This is a genomic window from Brevibacillus brevis, from assembly GCF_031583145.1.
Classification (GTDB): Bacteria; Bacillota; Bacilli; order Brevibacillales; family Brevibacillaceae; genus Brevibacillus; species Brevibacillus brevis_E.
The window spans coordinates 597,501-613,976 of the sequence record NZ_CP134050.1 but is presented as its reverse complement, the minus strand read 5'-3'; the positions used below and the strand labels follow the sequence as shown (position 1 = coordinate 613,976).

Genomic DNA, 16,476 nt, shown 5'->3' with positions numbered 1-16,476 from the left:
CCTTGACATTCCACCGCTAGGCTTCAAGCATGTATTGCTAAAAGTCCGGTGATTTAAGTCAGTTGTATCCGTCTCTTCGGCATGAAAAAAGAGGAAAACAACCCAACCAACGCCGAAATGAGCAGGTCCGACACCGCCTCCATCATCACGGATTTCGGTTTTGGACATGCCGAAATACCGGTTTGGGGTCGTTTCTTCTTAAACCGGCATAGTTTTTTCAGATTTTGAACGATTGCCGTGAGCAGTGCCTGCTCCTGCATGCAATCCAGGCCGCGGCTCCGCGCGCGACCCAGGCCATGCGCGACTTTGCTTTCGGCAAACACATGCTCGCACCGCGTCCGTAACTTTTGCAGATGACGGTAAGAACCCTTGAGCTGAATTTGTTTGGCTTTGTTGCGGATTTGGATTTCTCGGATTTTGGCCAGACGCTTGCGTTGTTTCTTCGGATCGTTCGTTTGGCGTTTCCAAGTCGGTACATCTTCCAGTGCCAGGTTGCGAAGCGAAACCAGAGGAATAATCCCTTGCTCGAACAGCGCTTGCAGATAATCTGTCGTACCGTAGGCTTTATCGGCAGAAAGCGTGCGAATCCGGATTTGCGGATGGGCAAAACGGATCGCGGCCAGCTGTTGCAAGCTCGTCTCGCGTTCAGCCGTTCCGGACGCGATGCTCGCTTGCGTAGACAGAATGACGCCGGATTTGACATCCGTCACATGATGCACCAAATACCGCAAATGCGCTTCCTGACCGTTGCTCTTTTTGTACAAGCGAGCATCCGGGTCCGTCACGCTGCGGTAGGTCTTGTTCGAGAACCTTTTGCCATGAAAATCTTCATGTGTCGCTTCGTCTTCCAGACGCCGTTCTGTTCGCGTGGGCGGTGCGGGCGGCCGTCTGTCATCATCGGAATCAGCGGCGTCACCTTCGGGTTGCTCGTCTTGCCGGGCCATGCGAGCCAGGTAGTCTTCAATCGACTCCACAGGTGCCAGAGTGATTTCTTTCAAGCTGTGGATAGAAGCGTTGGCGCGTACTTGGGAACCGTCGACTCCCGCATCTACATCGGGTTGGACCAGTCCGGCGGCGATGCACTGATCGACGACATGTTTCATGAGCGTGTCGAAAATACCGTGTTTTCGCCACAATTTCCGGGTCTTCACCAAGGTCGTCCGATCCGGCAGGGACGGCCTGGATGGATCCGGGCGCAAGACGGATTCGAAATCCAGTCCGCAAAACCACAAGTAGCCCCCATGCATGGGCAACAGTTGATACAATTCCCGTTCGGAATGGTTGAACAAATACGAAAGCAGCATGAGTCGAACCATCCGCTCCGGGTCAGCCGCCGGGCGTCCGGTACGTTCCGTATACAGCGGCGCCACCCAATCATGGACGATGGAAAAATCAAGCGCTTCGTTCAGTTGGCGCAAGATGTGCTTTTTCGGTACGAGTTCATCCATATCCACAAATTGGAACATCTGAGGCTGGATAGCCGATGACTTATAGGCTTTCATGTTCAATCACTCTTTCGATCATCGTGTTACGATATAAATTCGACAAACCCGTGATAAAGGCCTGCTTACGCGGACTTTTTCACCGGACTTCTAAGCCTCTCACTAATAGAAAAAGCCCGGTACCGTTTGGATACCAGGCATTCAAAATGTAGCGCTCCTAACCAGGGAGATATGACTGAATAATAATCCACGCTGTGTAGACAGTGGCCCCCCATTGGACAAGCAGCCGTTCAGCGGTTGAACCTGTTTGAAAAAGCGTTACTCCGAAGCGCCTTGAGCTCAACGGAGAAAACAACGCGATCTTCTCAGATATAAAATCCAAGGCAAGATGGGAACCGTACCCAATGAGGGCCGGCATCCACAAGTTCGGTTGATACAACCATGCACATGCTACGACAACTCCGATCCCCACAAAGCCATGTGTAGGGCTTTCCCGGTTTTTTACAAGCACCAGCAAAAGCAGAACAACCCCAATAGCCATGAATAACGGTTCTCGATTCACCCATCCGTAATAGACCAGCATCCCTCCTAAAACCAAAAACACAATCGGACGGAGCCAGGAAGGAATGAAGGGCATCAACATCCCACCCATTCGACTTCTTGGCTCCGTTATATCAGGTAGTAACGACGAAAAAATCGCTGTTCCCAGTCCCATGGCCCACAGCGGCAATTCATCCCATTGACGCGGTAGATTGTACGTACAGTACGCAGCAACCGCAACAGTCATATGTGTGCGTCCTAGCATGGAAGGCTCTCCTTCAGGTTGAGTAACTGTTTATTGATGTCATCTAACTTTTCTCGTAGAATCGCCACTCGTTCGGGAGGACATGTACGCAACTCTCGTTTCAACTTGGCTCGCTCCGAAAGCAATCGTTGCACATGGTTGTTGATTTCAAACAGAACTCCCAACCAATTTAATCCTCCTTTCACAAAACGTGCCCAAAACAAAAAGCCCTTTGCAACAGGGCCTCTTACTTCAATGCTAGTAACCGACCAAATACGGTATCGAACATGTCAATTTTGGATTCTGCCGCTTTTCTTGCTTCCTCAAGTGATGTGAATTCCTTTCCGTCATCCAATGAACGATACTTTTTTGGAGATTCAATCTCAAAAACGTAAGCTTGGGTATCACGGCGAAATGTAACCTTTCCTCGATACCCCTTTTTCTTGAACGTCCACTCCACCGGCTGTAGATACGGAAAGTCACGTAAGGTAACGGGTATTAATTTCAACCACAAAACCCCCAATCATCATACAAAAATGGGTATTTTAAGCGACGAAAGGAATAAAAATATCGCTTTTCCAAGCGATTCGGAATGTGCGTATAATTCAAGCACTTTCATATTGTCAATACATAGCATAAATCATCATGGGAATGTTTTCAAGTACCAATTTACCAGAAACTCACCATGACAAATTGTTCCGCCTCATTTCCCCCTCCTACACGGGTAACAGAATCGAATGACATCCCCTGTTCCTCTTCCTGCTGCTCTCGATCCAACCGCTCAAACCGAAAATGTTGAAGATTTGCAAGCATGCTTCTTACCTTTACACAATAGTTGAACAGACGTGCTTTTTTGGCCTGCCATTGGCCACTTGCCTGTTTCATAACAAGGGAATTTGTACCGAGTAACTTTACCGCTGTAATGCCACGGGCGAGTATTTCTTCAAGCAACACCTGGAGCGCATGATAGTACGCCTCGTTCCGATCAAGCCCTTCAACACGCTCTTGAAATTGCCACACCCTTTCTCCTTCTGGAGAAATTAACCACGCAATAGCATACAAATTCTTCTTGTTTCGGGTAATGTCAAAGCAACCTGTATACATCTTGTCTGCACCATCCTTTTTTCATCCTTGCAGATATCGAACTCTCGCCATCGTGTCTTGGAGACTGATCTTTGGCCGATCTACCGCGTAATAGTCTTCCCCATTATGTTCAATCCTGGTTCGTACCCAGTATCCGCCGTCCTCTTCTTCGTTCACCAATATTTCGATGGTCTCTCCGCAAGTGAAGTAATGATCCTCATTGATGGCATATCTGCCGCTGCTGTTTTTGTACAAACGTCCCTGAGCGGTAACCTTCTTGTTCAAATAGCTAAGATCATACAAAGCTGCTTCCAAGTGTTCTGTTACTCTGTTCAGCAGATGATATTCCAATCGCTCATCAGCAGATAAAACGCTCGGCTCTATATTTTCGAGGATTTGATTCACCTTCTGAACAGTTACCGATAATGGGAGTTTCCCCAGCAATTCTTTCATGGTATTGATTTTGCCCATTTTCCTCATCCTCTCTTGTTTTTCAGTTTGAAGTTGCTCGGCAATATCCTTAAAAACATTCTTCGGTCTCAACACCTCATAATCGAAACCCTTACTCTGTAACGTTTTTTTGGTCAGTTCAATCCCTTTTCCGCCCGCCTCGTCATTATCTCGGACAACGTAAATCTTCACATCTTTCCCAACAACCCGTTCTATCAGGCACGCTTGTTCTATTGATAGATGTGAAGCTTGCATGGCCGCAGCTGGTACCCGAAGCTCTTGGCGCATTAAGATTGCATCAAATCCCCCCTCTACTAAATAGAGTGTCTTGCTGCGTTTTGCCTCTTTCAGCACTTCATAAAGGCCAAACAAAACAGCCCCTTTTTGAAAGAGGCTGTCGTCAGGCGTATTGCGGTATCGTTTTTTGGAAGCGGGGACAATGGATCGGTACGTAAACCCAAGCACGTCCCCTGTTACTGCGTCTCGGTTGGAGAATACGATACTGTTGGTCTTCTGATCCCATCCAATGCCATACGTTCGGATGCTATCGGTATCCAATCCCCGGTCTCGTAAATAGTCCTGGGCAACCTGAGAAAGACAAAGATCGAAAGCGTACTGATGGGCCTGTTCCCGTCGTTGCATCTTAAGGAGCCTGTTTGAAACAGTGGCCTTCTCCTGCTTGCGCGAAGTTTGACCACGGACTCGTCTGGATTTCCCCCAATCAAGCCAAGCGCGATAAGCCTCCCCTGGTTTTGCTAAAAGCACTCGGGTATCACCTTTCAGCAATAGCTGACGGACGTCCTTTAGCACCTTCCGTACCGAGTCTCCAAAGCGCATTCCGTACATGTGTCGAACCATTTCCGCAGCATCGCCAGAAATGGAGCAGGCATGGCAGTACCAGATGCCTTTTTCCCTGTTGGCATACATACTTGGTTCGGTATCCCCATGGAGCGGGCACAAGCAAGGATGTTCACCCGATCGGTTTTCTCTTTGAACCGTAATCCCAAGATGACGGAGATATACCGGGAGGTCTATCCATTCTCGTATCCATGTTGCAGCAGCTCGTACTTGATCAGTGGAAACTCTCGTAGGCAAAATCAATACACTCGCGAGAGAGATCGCAGTGATTTCCCCCTTGTCACAATCAATTGGTTTTAGAGCCGTGGTCCCCGACTGCTGATTGACCAATGTTGCAGGATTCACACACGCGCGCGTAACCAACTGGGGTAATATATACTTTTTTATATATACTCCATTAGCGGCTGCCGGTTCTTGGAATGCAACATTACCTGCTTTATCCATGCAATTGCAGCTGGGGACAAATGCAACATCGCTTTCCATTCCCATTGCAACATTGGGAACGACCTGTTCCGTTCTGGCGTCTCCTCTGCCCCCCACCTCCTGAACCCTATTTTTTTCTTTACGAACCGTCTTTAATGCAACATTACTGTCCCGCGCTTTTCTTGGGACGACTTTAACCTGGGTAGCATCCTGCCGCCACTCACCCACCTTTTCGATTTTGACCCCTTCACATGTCCGTTGTGTCTGGATCAGATTGGCAATTTCAAGTTTCCGTATATTCCTCCAAACGGTAGCTCTGTGAACTGCAAACACATCTGCAACATCATGAATACGAACAGGGGAATGGTTGACCAAATACACGTAAAATTGGTATAATTTATTTGTGTTCATATCGGGATTCAAAAGGGACTAGCGCTATCTAGTCCCTTCTTTCTTTCCTCCTTTCTTTTACTTCATAAAGGTTTTGTCCCCAAACACCTTCAACTAAGACAAAGCCTTGACTAACGGCAGTCTATTGAGCCACCATTCGGACTTGAGTGGTTTTGATCGTCGTGAATTTTTGCGGTCGGCAGAACGGGGGGCCGTTTCAAATCTATCCCCAACCTTTATTGTGTCTCTTTGTGATTTATTTTTGCAGGAAAATCAGTTGTATGCTGATCTTCCGTTCCCCCTTGCGGATAGACATGATATTATTTAGTAGCGAACCTATATTCGGCTCCCTGTACAGGGGCTTTATCTTTTTTGTCCCAACCCCCTTCTGCTACTTTTAGCCCGGAAGGGGGTGATACTATGACCAAGCGTCTGTACTTTTTTGTAAGTCTCTCTGACGCTCTGCGGATCAGTCAGGAACTGTCGCAGTTCGGTGTGACTCGTTACCATGTTCAGCCTCATGAGACAGGGGTCGCATTCGTCTTCGAGCGGGTATCTGACGTGACCCAGATCGTCTTGAGGCATTTGTTTGGTACAGATGGCGAGTCAAAACAAGACTAACCCATCGGCTGGTGTTCCCGATAAAGGGGGCACCAGCTCCGTATTTTCAACTTAAACAACTTGTCCATCTGTTGTAGTATAGTAACTAGTTGGTCTCTAAAATTTTTCTCCGAAAGAGGTTGTTACATGAGGTACGGCTGTTTGGGTATCATTTTCCTTGGTCTATGTGTACTCGCCTATGCTTTTGTGAAGGCTTGGCAAAAATTTGGAGAGACTTATAACACTCTGTTTTAATATTCCTGTCCTCTTTTTCTCTTTTGTTAAATCAACTCCAACTCTTTCAGCGTGTCGTTGGCGACACCAACAGCACAGTAATCAGTGCTTCTCTCCTTTATGATCTGCAACGCCTCGACCAGCTTTTTCTCACGTGCTATGGCTTTGTTGTAAGCGCCTATCCACTGTTCCTCACGTCTCTGTGCTTTGTCCAGAAGTTCCCCTAGTCGCTGGTTTCCCCTTTGGTGACAGACAATTGCATGTTCATCATTTGTCCCCCTCTTAACATAATTGATTGTGTAAAACCTTTTTTTGTCCCAACCCGGTATGCTACGCTCACCACAAGGAGCGTGATCATATGGAAAAGTCGTTTTACTATCCGGTACCCTGGTCGGAGGTCAGCTACCTTCGTGAGGCCCTGGCCGCTCTGGAGATTCCGTTTGTCCTCGAACAGGATGATCGTCTTGAACTGGCCGCTGGGGAAATAGCCTTTGTATTCCCTGACCTCCCCATCAGGCAGTACCGCCACGTCTTCGAGTTGCTCGGCAATGCTGGCCGGCGGTATCCAAGTTAACCCCCTCTTGTAATGAATGGCATCCCAAGCTTTATAAACTAGGAAAAAACAACAGCCCTTCTCTCCTCCCAATTAGGAAGAGTCGGGGCTGCCTTGTTCAGTCCATATAGCTGAATGTCCTCAACGATTCGTTTGGTTAGTCTCGTATTACGTGCCACAATCTTGTTGTTCTTAATCGCAATCTGCAAGGCTTTTTTGGTTCCCACCAAGACTACTTTGGATTCGGCTCGGGTGATTCCGGTGTAAATGAGATTTCTCGCAAGCATGATGTAATGACTGGTCGATACCGGTATGATGACGATGGGAGCCTGCCCTCCCTGCGACTTGTGTATGGTGATACTATAGGCCAGTTGAAGCTCATGTAATTCTTCCTTTGTGTAAGTCACCACTTGGCCGTTGATCGTGCAGTACAGACCTTTCTCTTCCGTTACTTGTCCTTCTTTGTCCAGTAAGTAATCAATCCGATCAATCGTGCCGATATCGCCGTTGAAAACCTCTTTCGCGTAGTTGTTTTTGGTCTGAATGATTTTGTCCCCGACTCGAAAGACTGTTTTCCCGACCGCTATTTCTTCTTTATGGGGGGCAGAGGGATTGAGGGTTTCTTGAAGCACACGATTCAGCTCTTCTGTTCCGATCGGCCCCTTTTTCATCGGACTGAGGACAAGAATATCTGCAGCGGTGTATCCAAGCTGCGTAAACCTCACGACGCTGTTCCGAATCGTAGCAGCGATCTCTTCCGGCTTTTCCCGCTGGATGAAGTAAAAGTCTTGTTTCGCTGGATCAATGACAATTGACTCGCCTTTATTGATCCGGTGAGCATTGGTAACAATCTGGCTGTTTTGCGCCTGGCGAAAGACTTCTGTGAGCCGCACGTGCGGAACGCCAGCGTCCAACATATCTTTTAGTACATTTCCTGGGTTCACGGAAGGGAGCTGATCCTGATCCCCTACCAGTAGTACTTTCGTTTTGTTCGGGTTGATCGCTCTAAACAACAGATCGGCCAGCTGTATGTCCATCATGGATATTTCATCGACGATAAGTAAATCTGCTTCAAGCGGATTGCTCTCGTTGAATTCTGGCTCTTCGCCTGGTCGGAAGTTAATGAGTCTGTGAATGGTGGCCGCATCCAGTCCGGTTACCTCCGTCAGTTTGCGGCTGGCCCGTCCTGTCGGTGCAGCCAAAGCAATACTTGCCACTGGGTTAAGCCGTTGATACACATCAATGACGGCTTTTACGCTTGCGGTTTTCCCGCATCCTGGACCACCGGTTAAGATCAACAGGTTTTCCGTGAACAACTTCCGGATCGCCTCACGTTGTCCTTCCGCCAATACGATTTTGGAACGAACCTGGTAGTCTTTGATGGCAGTATCGATAGCAGCCATGTTTACGTTGTTACTGCCGCTTCGCATAAATTTGAGCAGGAGTTGGGCCAGTCTCTTTTCGGAGCGATACAAAAAAGGAGGATAGACTCCCTCTTCCTCAATGATGAGGCGGCCGTTTTCCTCCAGCTGAAAAATCCCCTGTTCTACCTCATCCCGTGTAATGTATACGTCCGTGTTGTGGTTGAGAACCTTCAGAACCTCATCGATCAACTCTGCTTCTGGAATGAAGCAATGGCCAAAATCGAAGCACATCTTTTTCAGAACATAATCCACACAGGATTCAATCCGGAACATTGAGTTGGGCATAATGCCTATTCTTTTTGCGATTTCGTCCGCCTTAAGAAAACCGATGAGATCCAGTTTGGTGAGCTCGTACGGATTCCGCTTGATAATGTTCAGTGTGTTGGAACCAAACTCTTTGTAGGCTTTCACGACAATACTTATACTTATCCCGTACTGTGACAGCTCCATCATGATCTGTTGAACCTCAAACGATGCCCGGACACTGGAGACAATAGAAGATGCCTTTTGCTGACCAATTCCACGGATCGGCAGCAAGCAAGCTTCTCCTTCTTTCATGATAATATCTAATGTGTTCTCACCCAGGACATCAACAATCTGCTTGGCTCTTTTCTCCCCGCAGCCTTTCACCAAGGACGATGAAAGGAAAGCAATTACCTGTTCCTTGCTTTTCGGAATCGGACGTTCCCAACGCTCGACACGGTACTGATCGCCAAACTGGGGATGTTTGAACCAATCGCCGTATACTGTGATTTTCTCGTTTGGCTCAACCCCATAAATAGTCCCGATGATGGTAATTTCTTCGCCATCGTCTTGTTTAAGAATGGCAACAATGAAGTCGTTGTTCGGTTGCCGAAACTTATAACGGACTAATGTTCCGGTTTTCCCACTCAATGTTACACCTCCTCGTTGTGTCACTTTTTTGATATAGTAGTTTTAAGTTTGGTAACGAAATCAACTCGGGTTACAGGCTTACACTATGGATCAAACAACATGTCCTCATCTCTCCCCCCAATAAAACATAATGATCACAGTAACAAGCCAAAGGATGCTAACAATTATTTTCGCTGGTTTAAAGGAATCCATTGTTATTTCCCTCCACTGTTTTTACCTCGAAAAGCTGTACAGATTAAACAATGTCAGGAGAATATCCAACAAGCTGATGAAATGTTGTCTACATGGCAATTTAACTCGCATCTGAACTACTATTGAGTGATAATGCTAATGTTTGTTTTGTCCGTCGATGAACGAGCAGCCACATATCGGGCAACTTTTTGCTTATTAGCCATTCCTTCGGATTGAGGTTGCGGCTAAGAAGTACGAGTTTTTGCGTTCGCTTCAGGTTTTTACCGTTTTTCACTGTCTCAACTCCTTCTTCTTCTCACTTCCGCCGTTAAGCCACTGAGCCTTGATGTTTCATCTCTTCTTCAATGAGTACCGGCAGCCACTTGATTAGCCATTCTGTCGGGATGAACACGTTGGGTTGGATCGCCTGGGGCAAGTGTCGCTTAATCAAATCAAGAACAAAGTCGTAAGAAAGAGAAAGAACCCGCTTGGATTTCCGACCGATCTCCCTTTCCTCTATCCTCTGCCCAATGGAACTCACTTTTTGTTTGAAGCGCTCCACCATCTCCTTGAAAGACACGCGCTTACGAACCACGTTTTCAGCTTTGGCTTCTTCAACTGCAGCCTGGATCTCAACTGCCTGAACAATGTCAGTCTCTTTTTCAGGTAACACCAGGCGAATCTCCGGCTCCAATTCTGTACCGAGATTACGAGCCATGCGTTCCATCTCTTCCTGAGAAGTAAACAGCCGCTGTTGAATCTGCTGCCACTTCCGAACCAACCCGATCACAAATGGGATGCCGCTTGTTAAAACGCAATACAACTTCTCCAGTTGATCGGTGGTCCAATTCATCAGATCGGCACCGATAAACAGGTAGCTTTTCACCCCCTTCTCATAGCTATATTTGACGCGGTGAGAAACCTGAGAGACCCCCTTCCGGAAGTGGCATACAACCACATCCTTCAGGAACGCGTATGAATCATCGGACTCAGCCAGCATTTCAATTTTCTTCTTGAGAAGATTCAAAACGTTGTGTTCCCGACCGCTCAAAACCATCAGCTCAACGTATTGCATAACGACCCCTCCTCACTTTTTTCCGAATCTGACCACTAACAAATGGACAAGCGCCTTTATGATCGTGTCCTTTTGTTACTACTCAGTTTCAACTTGTAAGAAAAACGATAGGGAAGACTAACTTCCCCTGAGTAACCACTACTTTTTGGTATCTGTGCATATGGATTCTGCTTTTTTTAATCCAGGTTCCGTAAGCAAAAAGGGTGACGAGGTACCTGTTTCCTTCAAATTGGACTGAGCATCTTGCAGCTCGATGAATGCCTCCTCTACCAAGGAACGTTCCATATGGATCCCCCTCCTCAGATTCCGTTGTTGGGTGACAGATCTGGATCAAATACCGGGCATCATACTCCTCCGTGCAGCATGACAATCGCGTAAAGTGGAGTTAATGAAAACAGCAGTAGGAAAAAGCAGGAATAGAACTAAGAGAGAGAAACAGCTAGAATATTCAAAAAGATGTTGAGTTACTAGGCCGAAGACTTGGTGTTTTTCTGTTCCTGTTCACGCATCCAGGCGTCGATGCTCTCAACTCGGAAGAAAATGCGGGAGCGAACCCGAAAATGCGGGATTTCCTTTTTGCGAACCATCGCGTAAATCGTGTCACGGTGGACGCCGATGTATTTCGCACATTCAGCGGGGGTCAGTATTCCTTGATTCATGAGTATCACCTACTTTATGGATTGACCTATCAGGCGGATTTATCTTCGCTCATTTTTTGAGCGTTATCTTCAAAAAAAAGATACTCAATTGAACGTTTCAAAACCTTTGCAATCCGATATGCAGTTGGCAATGACGGTAATGTATACCCTCGCTCGATATTTGAAAGCATTGCACGAGAAAGATTTGCCATAGCTGCCAGATCGTCTTGGGTCATCCCACAATCTTTACGTGACTTAATTAAATTCTGGCGAGGGGCGAGTTTTTTCATTTCCTTTCACCTCACTTTGTTAAGCTCATTTTTTGAACCTTGCAATTATAATATACGCTCGATAAATGAGCATGTCAATGGTTTTTGTTCAAATATTGAGCGTTTATTTTATGAACGTTATTTTGTAGAATGGAGGCAAGAAATGAGCGTGATAATAATGGGGTTTAAAGATAGACTTAAGGAACTTCGGTCAAAAAAAAGGTTAACACAAGAGGCCCTTGCAGCAGCCTTAGAAATTCCGGAATCGACGATCCGCCGTTATGAATCGTCTGATGATAACACTCCGAGACGTGAGCGCTTAGAAAAGATTGCCGACTACTTCGGGGTTTCCGTCGATTATCTCCTCGGTCGTACTGACGATCCTGCCCCTTCCGACAAAAAGGACGATAAAAACGCACGCATGGGCCTTGCCTTTATTACTGGCGGGGAAGATCTTACCGAAGAGGAAGCCGAGTATTTGAAAGAGAGTTTGGAACTGTTCCGTAGGATGAAAGAAAGACGAGCGAAGGAACGGGAAAAATAATCCTTTATTCTAGTGCTTCATAGCCCTTTGGGCTATTATTTTCACCCATAAATACGAACAAATGTTTGTTTAGGAGGGGTTTGTGTGGATTTGTCGCTCTACAAAATGACTCCACTTGAGGAATGGATTGCTGAAAAATACCTCGCACATTCCATCTTCACGCCAGAAGACCTTGATATTCACCGGATTGCAAACATTTATGGGGGTGAAATATCCTATCTCCCGACAAAATCTCATGCCCGTTGGATTGACGATGGCTCTAATGATTTTATGATCATTCTCGACTCTCGTTTGGACGAGCCATCTGCTCAGAGCGAATTTTTTCATGAACTTTGTCACCCGCTCCGCCACGTCGGTGATCAACAAATGCTCCCCAAGGCGTTCCGGGACTTGCAGGAAACGCAAGCATCGCAGTTCCAGTTATACGCCGCTATTCCCTTCTTTATGGTGCTGGAACTGGATTTTCCAACATACGAGAAAGATGTCCCCATGTACTGGGCTCACGAATTTCGGGTTCCGCTTGACCTCGCAACACGTCGATTCAAACAGATCAAAAATCGAATCAGCCAGGAAGAATACAGCCAGCGTCTCGTTTCCTATAACCTAAGTATGTACCGTAAAGCTGATCCGGCAAACTGGTGTGATGAAGCAAAGGAAATGTTCCGACTTGCAATTGATCGAAAACTGAAAAAAGGAAAAGGAGTTGTTATCCGATGAAAATTGCAGTTTTTTACGATTATTTCGAGGGGGAGCTGGCCCCGCTCTGGTACGTCATCAATTTTCGGAAGGGGGAACTTGATTGGAACAAAGATATAGCCTATATTCCCATAGCTGCTCCCTTCCAACGACAGGGAGCGGAAGATTTCTCGTCGGACAGCATGGGGATAACGGTGACGCTTGCAGATCTGACCGTGAGCGAAGATAAACCAGGGAAGTTCGGGATTCGGCTTGACCCTCTCCGTAGGCGTGCGACGGAAAACATGCTAGATTATTGGGATGCCGAATTTCTGATGTTGCAGGTGGCAGACCTCGAAGAAATCCTGCAGATGAATCCATGGAGGTGAACCAAACATGGCAAGTATTGAAAAGCGCGGCGCTAATTCTTGGCGTTTAACCGTTGAATTGGGGTATGGACCTAATGGAGAACGGTTGCGTGAAAGAAAAGTCATTAAGGTTGAAGATCCAGCGTTATTGAAAACAAAAAAGAAACTTAGAGAGTATCTGGAAAGTGAGTGGCTTAAATTCAAGCTTGAGGTTGAGGCCGGTGAGTACATCACTCCTGAGAAGATGACCTTCGCCGCCTTTATTGAAGAGTGGAGAACCAAGTACGCTGAAAAGCAGCTTGCCCCAAAAACCTTAAAAGAGTACTTGGGTCATATTCGGAATCACATCCTGCCAGCACTCGGGCACAAAAGACTTGATGAAATCAAACCGATGCACATCATCACCCTTATGGATCGTCTCTCCAATCCTGGATCAAGGAAAGACGACCGCGGCCAAATGCTATCTGGACGTACCATTCAATACATCTACTCGGTCATGCGGAATATATTCGCCCAAGCGGAAAGTTGGAAACTCATTAAATCTAATCCGATAAAGGAAATTAAGAAACCAAAGGCAGAAAAGAAAAAAGCTCAATTCTACGAAGCTGATGAGGCACAAGAGGTGATCAAAGCGCTGAATGAAGAGCCATTGATGTGGCGACTACTCATCCTCGGGGCAATAATCGGTGGATTTAGACGCGGTGAATTGATTGCACTAGAGTGGCCGCAGGTACTTTTCGCTGAAAATGCGATCCATATCAAAAAGAGTATTCCACTTACAGCAGATGGTAAGGTATATGAAAAAGAGCCGAAAAACGGTGAGGATCGCATCGTACAGATGCCAGGTTGGTATATGGAGGAAATGCGCCGATACCATTTACAATGGCGAGAAGAAAAGATGAAAATCCGGGACAGATGGGAGGGGGGTGACCGTGAATATGTATTTCACGCCGGCTACGGAAAGCCGCTATACTTTACCTACCCTTCCGAGTGGTGGAGTAAATTCGTAAAGCGTCACGGGCTGCGATACATCAGGTTCCACGATCTACGACACAGCTCAGCTACATTGCTCATCCATCAGGGTGCATCTTTGAAAGCGATCCAGGAGCGTCTGGGGCATAAGCAACACCAAACGACGGCAGATATCTACGCACACGTTACCAAACAAGTGAGTCGGGACCTCGCGGACAAATTCGACCAGTTCGACCCCAAAAAACAGTCGATTTGAGGTGTTCGTCCCCATTTCGTCCCCAACGACACTTTCGGGGACTATTTTCTCCCACACCAACTTCTGGCGAAAATAAAAAAACCTTGATTTCTCAAGGGTTTGACGCCTATGGTGCGGGTGAAGGGACTTGAACCCCCACGGTTGCCCGCCAGAACCTAAATCTGGTGCGTCTGCCATTCCGCCACACCCGCACTGCCAATAAAACAGAAAAGGCAACGATATTTCTACCGTGCTGCAAATTTCCTATCTTCTGTTGTAAAAACTGGTGAGCCATGAAGGACTCGAACCTTCGACCCTCTGATTAAAAGTCAGATGCTCTACCAACTGAGCTAATGGCTCGCAATGGCTGGGGTACTAGGATTTGAACCTAGGAATGACGGAGTCAAAGTCCGTTGCCTTACCGCTTGGCTATACCCCATCAATGGTGCCGGCAATAGGACTTGAACCCACAACCCCCTGATTACAAGTCAGGTGCTCTACCAATTGAGCTATACCGGCACGAAAGTTGAAGCAAGGTGGCTCGGGACGGAATCGAACCGCCGACACGAGGATTTTCAGTCCTCTGCTCTACCGACTGAGCTACCGAGCCTTACGTATTTCATTTCAAACGCCATTGAGAAAAAAATGGCGGAGCTGACGGGACTCGAACCCGCGACCTCCGGTGTGACAGACCAGCGTGAACTCCAACTTCACCACAGCTCCAAGATCATATATTCAGTTTGCACGTCTCTGCAAGGAACAATTGACTGCACCGTACTGGTACGCTATTTTCCCTCGCCTAGATAAGTGCAAGAAGAAATTTGGTTGCGGGAGCAGGATTTGAACCTGCGACCTTCGGGTTATGAGCCCGACGAGCTACCGAGCTGCTCCATCCCGCGACGATGACGATCATAGTCAACTATTTGACCCTGATGTCTAATTAAATTGGTGGTGGAGGCTGACGGGATCGAACCGCCGACCCTCTGCTTGTAAGGCAGATGCTCTCCCAGCTGAGCTAAGCCTCCATATCCCCCACAAAGTGAGGTTTATGCTCTGAAGCACATTCCGAATACTTTGCGGGGACCCTCACATTAGGTGACCCGTAGGGGATTCGAACCCCTGTATGACAGCGTGAAAGGCTGCTGTGTTAAACCGCTTCACCAACGGGCCTTGTTATGTATGGTGCGGTCGGCGAGACTCGAACTCGCACGGGTCGCCCCGCCACCCCCTCAAGATGGTGTGTCTGCCAATTCCACCACGACCGCAGCTTAGGATGGTAGCGGCGGAGGGAATCGAACCCCCGACCTTTCGGGTATGAACCGAACGCTCTAACCAGCTGAGCTACACCGCCAAATTCCTATAGAAAAAATATGGCGGAGAGTGAGGGATTCGAACCCTCGCTACGCTTGCGCATACTAACGGTTTAGCAAACCGTCCCCTTCGGCCTCTTGGGTAACTCTCCGCATATATGGCTCCTCGGGACGGACTCGAACCGCCGACCGATCGGTTAACAGCCGATTGCTCTACCAACTGAGCTACCGAGGAACGTTGAAGGATCATTTATTCCTTCAAAACTGAATACGCATGTATGCAAGGATTGTGTGGATAAGCCCTCGACCGATTAGTATTCGTCAGCTCCACGCGTTGCCGCGCTTCCACACCGAACCTATCAACCTCATCGTCTATGAGGGGTCTTACCAGCTTAACGCTGTGGGAAGTCTCATCTTGGAGGGGGCTTCACGCTTAGATGCTTTCAGCGCTTATCCCGTCCGCACATAGCTACCCAGCTGTGCCACTGGCGTGACAACTGGTGCACCAGCGGTGCGTCCATCCCGGTCCTCTCGTACTAAGGACAGCTCTCCTCAAACTTCCTGCGCCCGCGACAGATAGGGACCGAACTGTCTCACGACGTTCTGAACCCAGCTCGCGTACCGCTTTAATGGGCGAACAGCCCAACCCTTGGGACCTACTTCAGCCCCAGGATGCGATGAGCCGACATCGAGGTGCCAAACCTCCCCGTCGATGTGGACTCTTGGGGGAGATAAGCCTGTTATCCCCAGGGTAGCTTTTATCCGTTGAGCGATGGCCCTTCCATGCGGAACCACCGGATCACTAAGCCCGACTTTCGTCCCTGCTCGACTTGTAGGTCTCGCAGTCAAGCTCCCTTCTGCCTTTACACTCTACGAATGATTTCCGACCATTCTGAGGGAACCTTTGGGCGCCTCCGTTACCTTTTGGGAGGCGACCGCCCCAGTCAAACTGCCCACCTGGCATGGTCCTCTCGCCCGATCAGGGCGACGAGTTAGAAACTCCGTACATCAAGGGTGGTATCCCACCGACAGCTCCACAGAGGCTGGCGCCCCTGCTTCTCAGCTTCCCACCTATCCTGTACAT

The 16,476-nt window shown here is 47.8% G+C and carries 16 protein-coding genes, 13 tRNA genes and 1 rRNA gene (1 of these 30 cut by a window edge); 6 read left to right on the top strand and 24 right to left on the bottom strand.

Going from position 1 to position 16,476, the window contains the following annotated elements; translation table 11 throughout:
• Positions 1-53: 53 nt before the first annotated feature.
• From RGB73_RS03295 to RGB73_RS03280, 4 genes are all read right to left on the bottom strand, one after another.
• Entirely contained in the window at positions 54-1,502 is a 1,449-nt protein-coding gene (locus RGB73_RS03295) for a transposase (RefSeq protein WP_310764996.1), read from the bottom strand.
• Positions 1,503-1,659: 157 nt separating this feature from the next.
• Positions 1,660-2,247, bottom strand: a complete 588-nt coding sequence (locus RGB73_RS03290) for a metal-dependent hydrolase (RefSeq protein ID WP_310769141.1) — start codon at positions 2,245-2,247, stop codon at positions 1,660-1,662.
• Positions 2,248-2,895: 648 nt separating this feature from the next.
• The gene (locus RGB73_RS03285) at positions 2,896-3,330 is read right to left on the bottom strand and encodes a reverse transcriptase-like protein (RefSeq protein WP_310769139.1); all 435 of its coding nucleotides are present in this window, start codon (positions 3,328-3,330) and stop codon (positions 2,896-2,898) included.
• A 21-nt stretch (positions 3,331-3,351) separates the two neighbouring features.
• Positions 3,352-5,451 (bottom strand): DUF5348 domain-containing protein, encoded by a 2,100-nt coding sequence (locus tag RGB73_RS03280; RefSeq protein WP_310769136.1) that lies wholly within the window; start codon positions 5,449-5,451, stop codon positions 3,352-3,354.
• A 399-nt stretch (positions 5,452-5,850) separates the two neighbouring features.
• Here RGB73_RS03280 and RGB73_RS03275 point away from each other — a divergent pair, with 399 nt between their 5' ends.
• Together RGB73_RS03275 and RGB73_RS03270 are read left to right on the top strand one after the other, a co-directional pair.
• On the top strand, positions 5,851-6,051 hold the full coding sequence (locus RGB73_RS03275) for a hypothetical protein (protein WP_310769134.1): 201 nt from the start codon (positions 5,851-5,853) through the stop codon (positions 6,049-6,051).
• A 571-nt stretch (positions 6,052-6,622) separates the two neighbouring features.
• Positions 6,623-6,838: a hypothetical protein gene (locus RGB73_RS03270; RefSeq protein WP_310769132.1), complete on the top strand. Its 216-nt coding sequence runs from the start codon at positions 6,623-6,625 to the stop codon at positions 6,836-6,838.
• A gap of 38 nt (positions 6,839-6,876) precedes the next feature.
• On the opposite strand, the gene recD2 is transcribed toward RGB73_RS03270, so the two are convergent.
• The 6 genes from recD2 to RGB73_RS03245 all read right to left on the bottom strand — a co-directional run bounded on the left by recD2 (position 6,877) and on the right by RGB73_RS03245 (position 11,309).
• Positions 6,877-9,135 carry an SF1B family DNA helicase RecD2 gene (gene recD2, locus RGB73_RS03265; RefSeq protein WP_310769130.1) on the bottom strand — a complete coding sequence of 753 codons (2,259 nt, stop codon included), beginning with the start codon at positions 9,133-9,135 and terminating at the stop codon, positions 6,877-6,879.
• 292 nt (positions 9,136-9,427) lie between these two features.
• The gene (locus RGB73_RS30555; protein ID WP_396136167.1) at positions 9,428-9,601 is read right to left on the bottom strand and encodes a DUF6906 family protein; all 174 of its coding nucleotides are present in this window, start codon (positions 9,599-9,601) and stop codon (positions 9,428-9,430) included.
• Positions 9,602-9,634: 33 nt separating this feature from the next.
• On the bottom strand, positions 9,635-10,381 hold the full coding sequence (locus RGB73_RS03260) for a hypothetical protein (RefSeq protein WP_310769128.1): 747 nt from the start codon (positions 10,379-10,381) through the stop codon (positions 9,635-9,637).
• 138 nt (positions 10,382-10,519) lie between these two features.
• Positions 10,520-10,666 (bottom strand): hypothetical protein, encoded by a 147-nt coding sequence (locus tag RGB73_RS03255; protein ID WP_310769124.1) that lies wholly within the window; start codon positions 10,664-10,666, stop codon positions 10,520-10,522.
• A gap of 182 nt (positions 10,667-10,848) precedes the next feature.
• A complete protein-coding gene (locus RGB73_RS03250) occupies positions 10,849-11,040 on the bottom strand; it encodes a helix-turn-helix domain-containing protein (RefSeq protein WP_024983297.1) in 192 nt (63 codons plus the stop codon).
• A 29-nt stretch (positions 11,041-11,069) separates the two neighbouring features.
• Positions 11,070-11,309: a helix-turn-helix transcriptional regulator gene (locus RGB73_RS03245; RefSeq protein ID WP_024983298.1), complete on the bottom strand. Its 240-nt coding sequence runs from the start codon at positions 11,307-11,309 to the stop codon at positions 11,070-11,072.
• A 142-nt stretch (positions 11,310-11,451) separates the two neighbouring features.
• Here RGB73_RS03245 and RGB73_RS03240 point away from each other — a divergent pair, with 142 nt between their 5' ends.
• From RGB73_RS03240 to RGB73_RS03225, 4 genes are all read left to right on the top strand, one after another.
• A complete protein-coding gene (locus RGB73_RS03240) occupies positions 11,452-11,832 on the top strand; it encodes a helix-turn-helix domain-containing protein (protein ID WP_051567337.1) in 381 nt (126 codons plus the stop codon).
• An 84-nt stretch (positions 11,833-11,916) separates the two neighbouring features.
• Positions 11,917-12,549, top strand: a complete 633-nt coding sequence (locus tag RGB73_RS03235) for an ImmA/IrrE family metallo-endopeptidase (protein ID WP_310769118.1) — start codon at positions 11,917-11,919, stop codon at positions 12,547-12,549.
• A complete protein-coding gene (locus tag RGB73_RS03230; protein ID WP_024983301.1) occupies positions 12,546-12,896 on the top strand; it encodes a hypothetical protein in 351 nt (116 codons plus the stop codon). Before RGB73_RS03235 ends, RGB73_RS03230 begins: the two co-directional genes overlap by 4 nt.
• A 7-nt stretch (positions 12,897-12,903) precedes the next feature.
• On the top strand, positions 12,904-14,103 hold the full coding sequence (locus RGB73_RS03225) for a tyrosine-type recombinase/integrase (RefSeq protein WP_310769114.1): 1,200 nt from the start codon (positions 12,904-12,906) through the stop codon (positions 14,101-14,103).
• A gap of 109 nt (positions 14,104-14,212) precedes the next feature.
• On the opposite strand, the gene RGB73_RS03220 is transcribed toward RGB73_RS03225, so the two are convergent.
• From RGB73_RS03220 to RGB73_RS03155, 14 genes are all read right to left on the bottom strand, one after another.
• Positions 14,213-14,294 (bottom strand) — tRNA-Leu (locus RGB73_RS03220).
• 72 nt (positions 14,295-14,366) lie between these two features.
• Positions 14,367-14,442 (bottom strand) — tRNA-Lys (locus tag RGB73_RS03215).
• A gap of 4 nt (positions 14,443-14,446) precedes the next feature.
• Positions 14,447-14,521, bottom strand: a tRNA-Gln gene (locus RGB73_RS03210).
• Positions 14,522-14,525: 4 nt separating this feature from the next.
• A tRNA-Thr gene (locus RGB73_RS03205) sits at positions 14,526-14,601 on the bottom strand.
• Positions 14,602-14,619: 18 nt separating this feature from the next.
• Positions 14,620-14,692, bottom strand: a tRNA-Phe gene (locus tag RGB73_RS03200).
• 36 nt (positions 14,693-14,728) lie between these two features.
• Positions 14,729-14,805: transfer RNA gene (locus RGB73_RS03195), tRNA-Asp, on the bottom strand.
• Between the two features lie 99 nt (positions 14,806-14,904).
• Positions 14,905-14,981: transfer RNA gene (locus RGB73_RS03190), tRNA-Met, on the bottom strand.
• Between the two features lie 50 nt (positions 14,982-15,031).
• Positions 15,032-15,107 (bottom strand) — tRNA-Val (locus tag RGB73_RS03185).
• 71 nt (positions 15,108-15,178) lie between these two features.
• A tRNA-Glu gene (locus RGB73_RS03180) sits at positions 15,179-15,252 on the bottom strand.
• A 10-nt stretch (positions 15,253-15,262) separates the two neighbouring features.
• Positions 15,263-15,347, bottom strand: a tRNA-Leu gene (locus tag RGB73_RS03175).
• Between the two features lie 9 nt (positions 15,348-15,356).
• Positions 15,357-15,433: transfer RNA gene (locus RGB73_RS03170), tRNA-Met, on the bottom strand.
• A gap of 20 nt (positions 15,434-15,453) precedes the next feature.
• A tRNA-Ser gene (locus RGB73_RS03165) sits at positions 15,454-15,544 on the bottom strand.
• Positions 15,545-15,551: 7 nt separating this feature from the next.
• Positions 15,552-15,627, bottom strand: a tRNA-Asn gene (locus tag RGB73_RS03160).
• Between the two features lie 56 nt (positions 15,628-15,683).
• Positions 15,684-16,476, bottom strand: a 23S ribosomal RNA gene (locus RGB73_RS03155) (it continues 2,177 nt past the right edge of the window).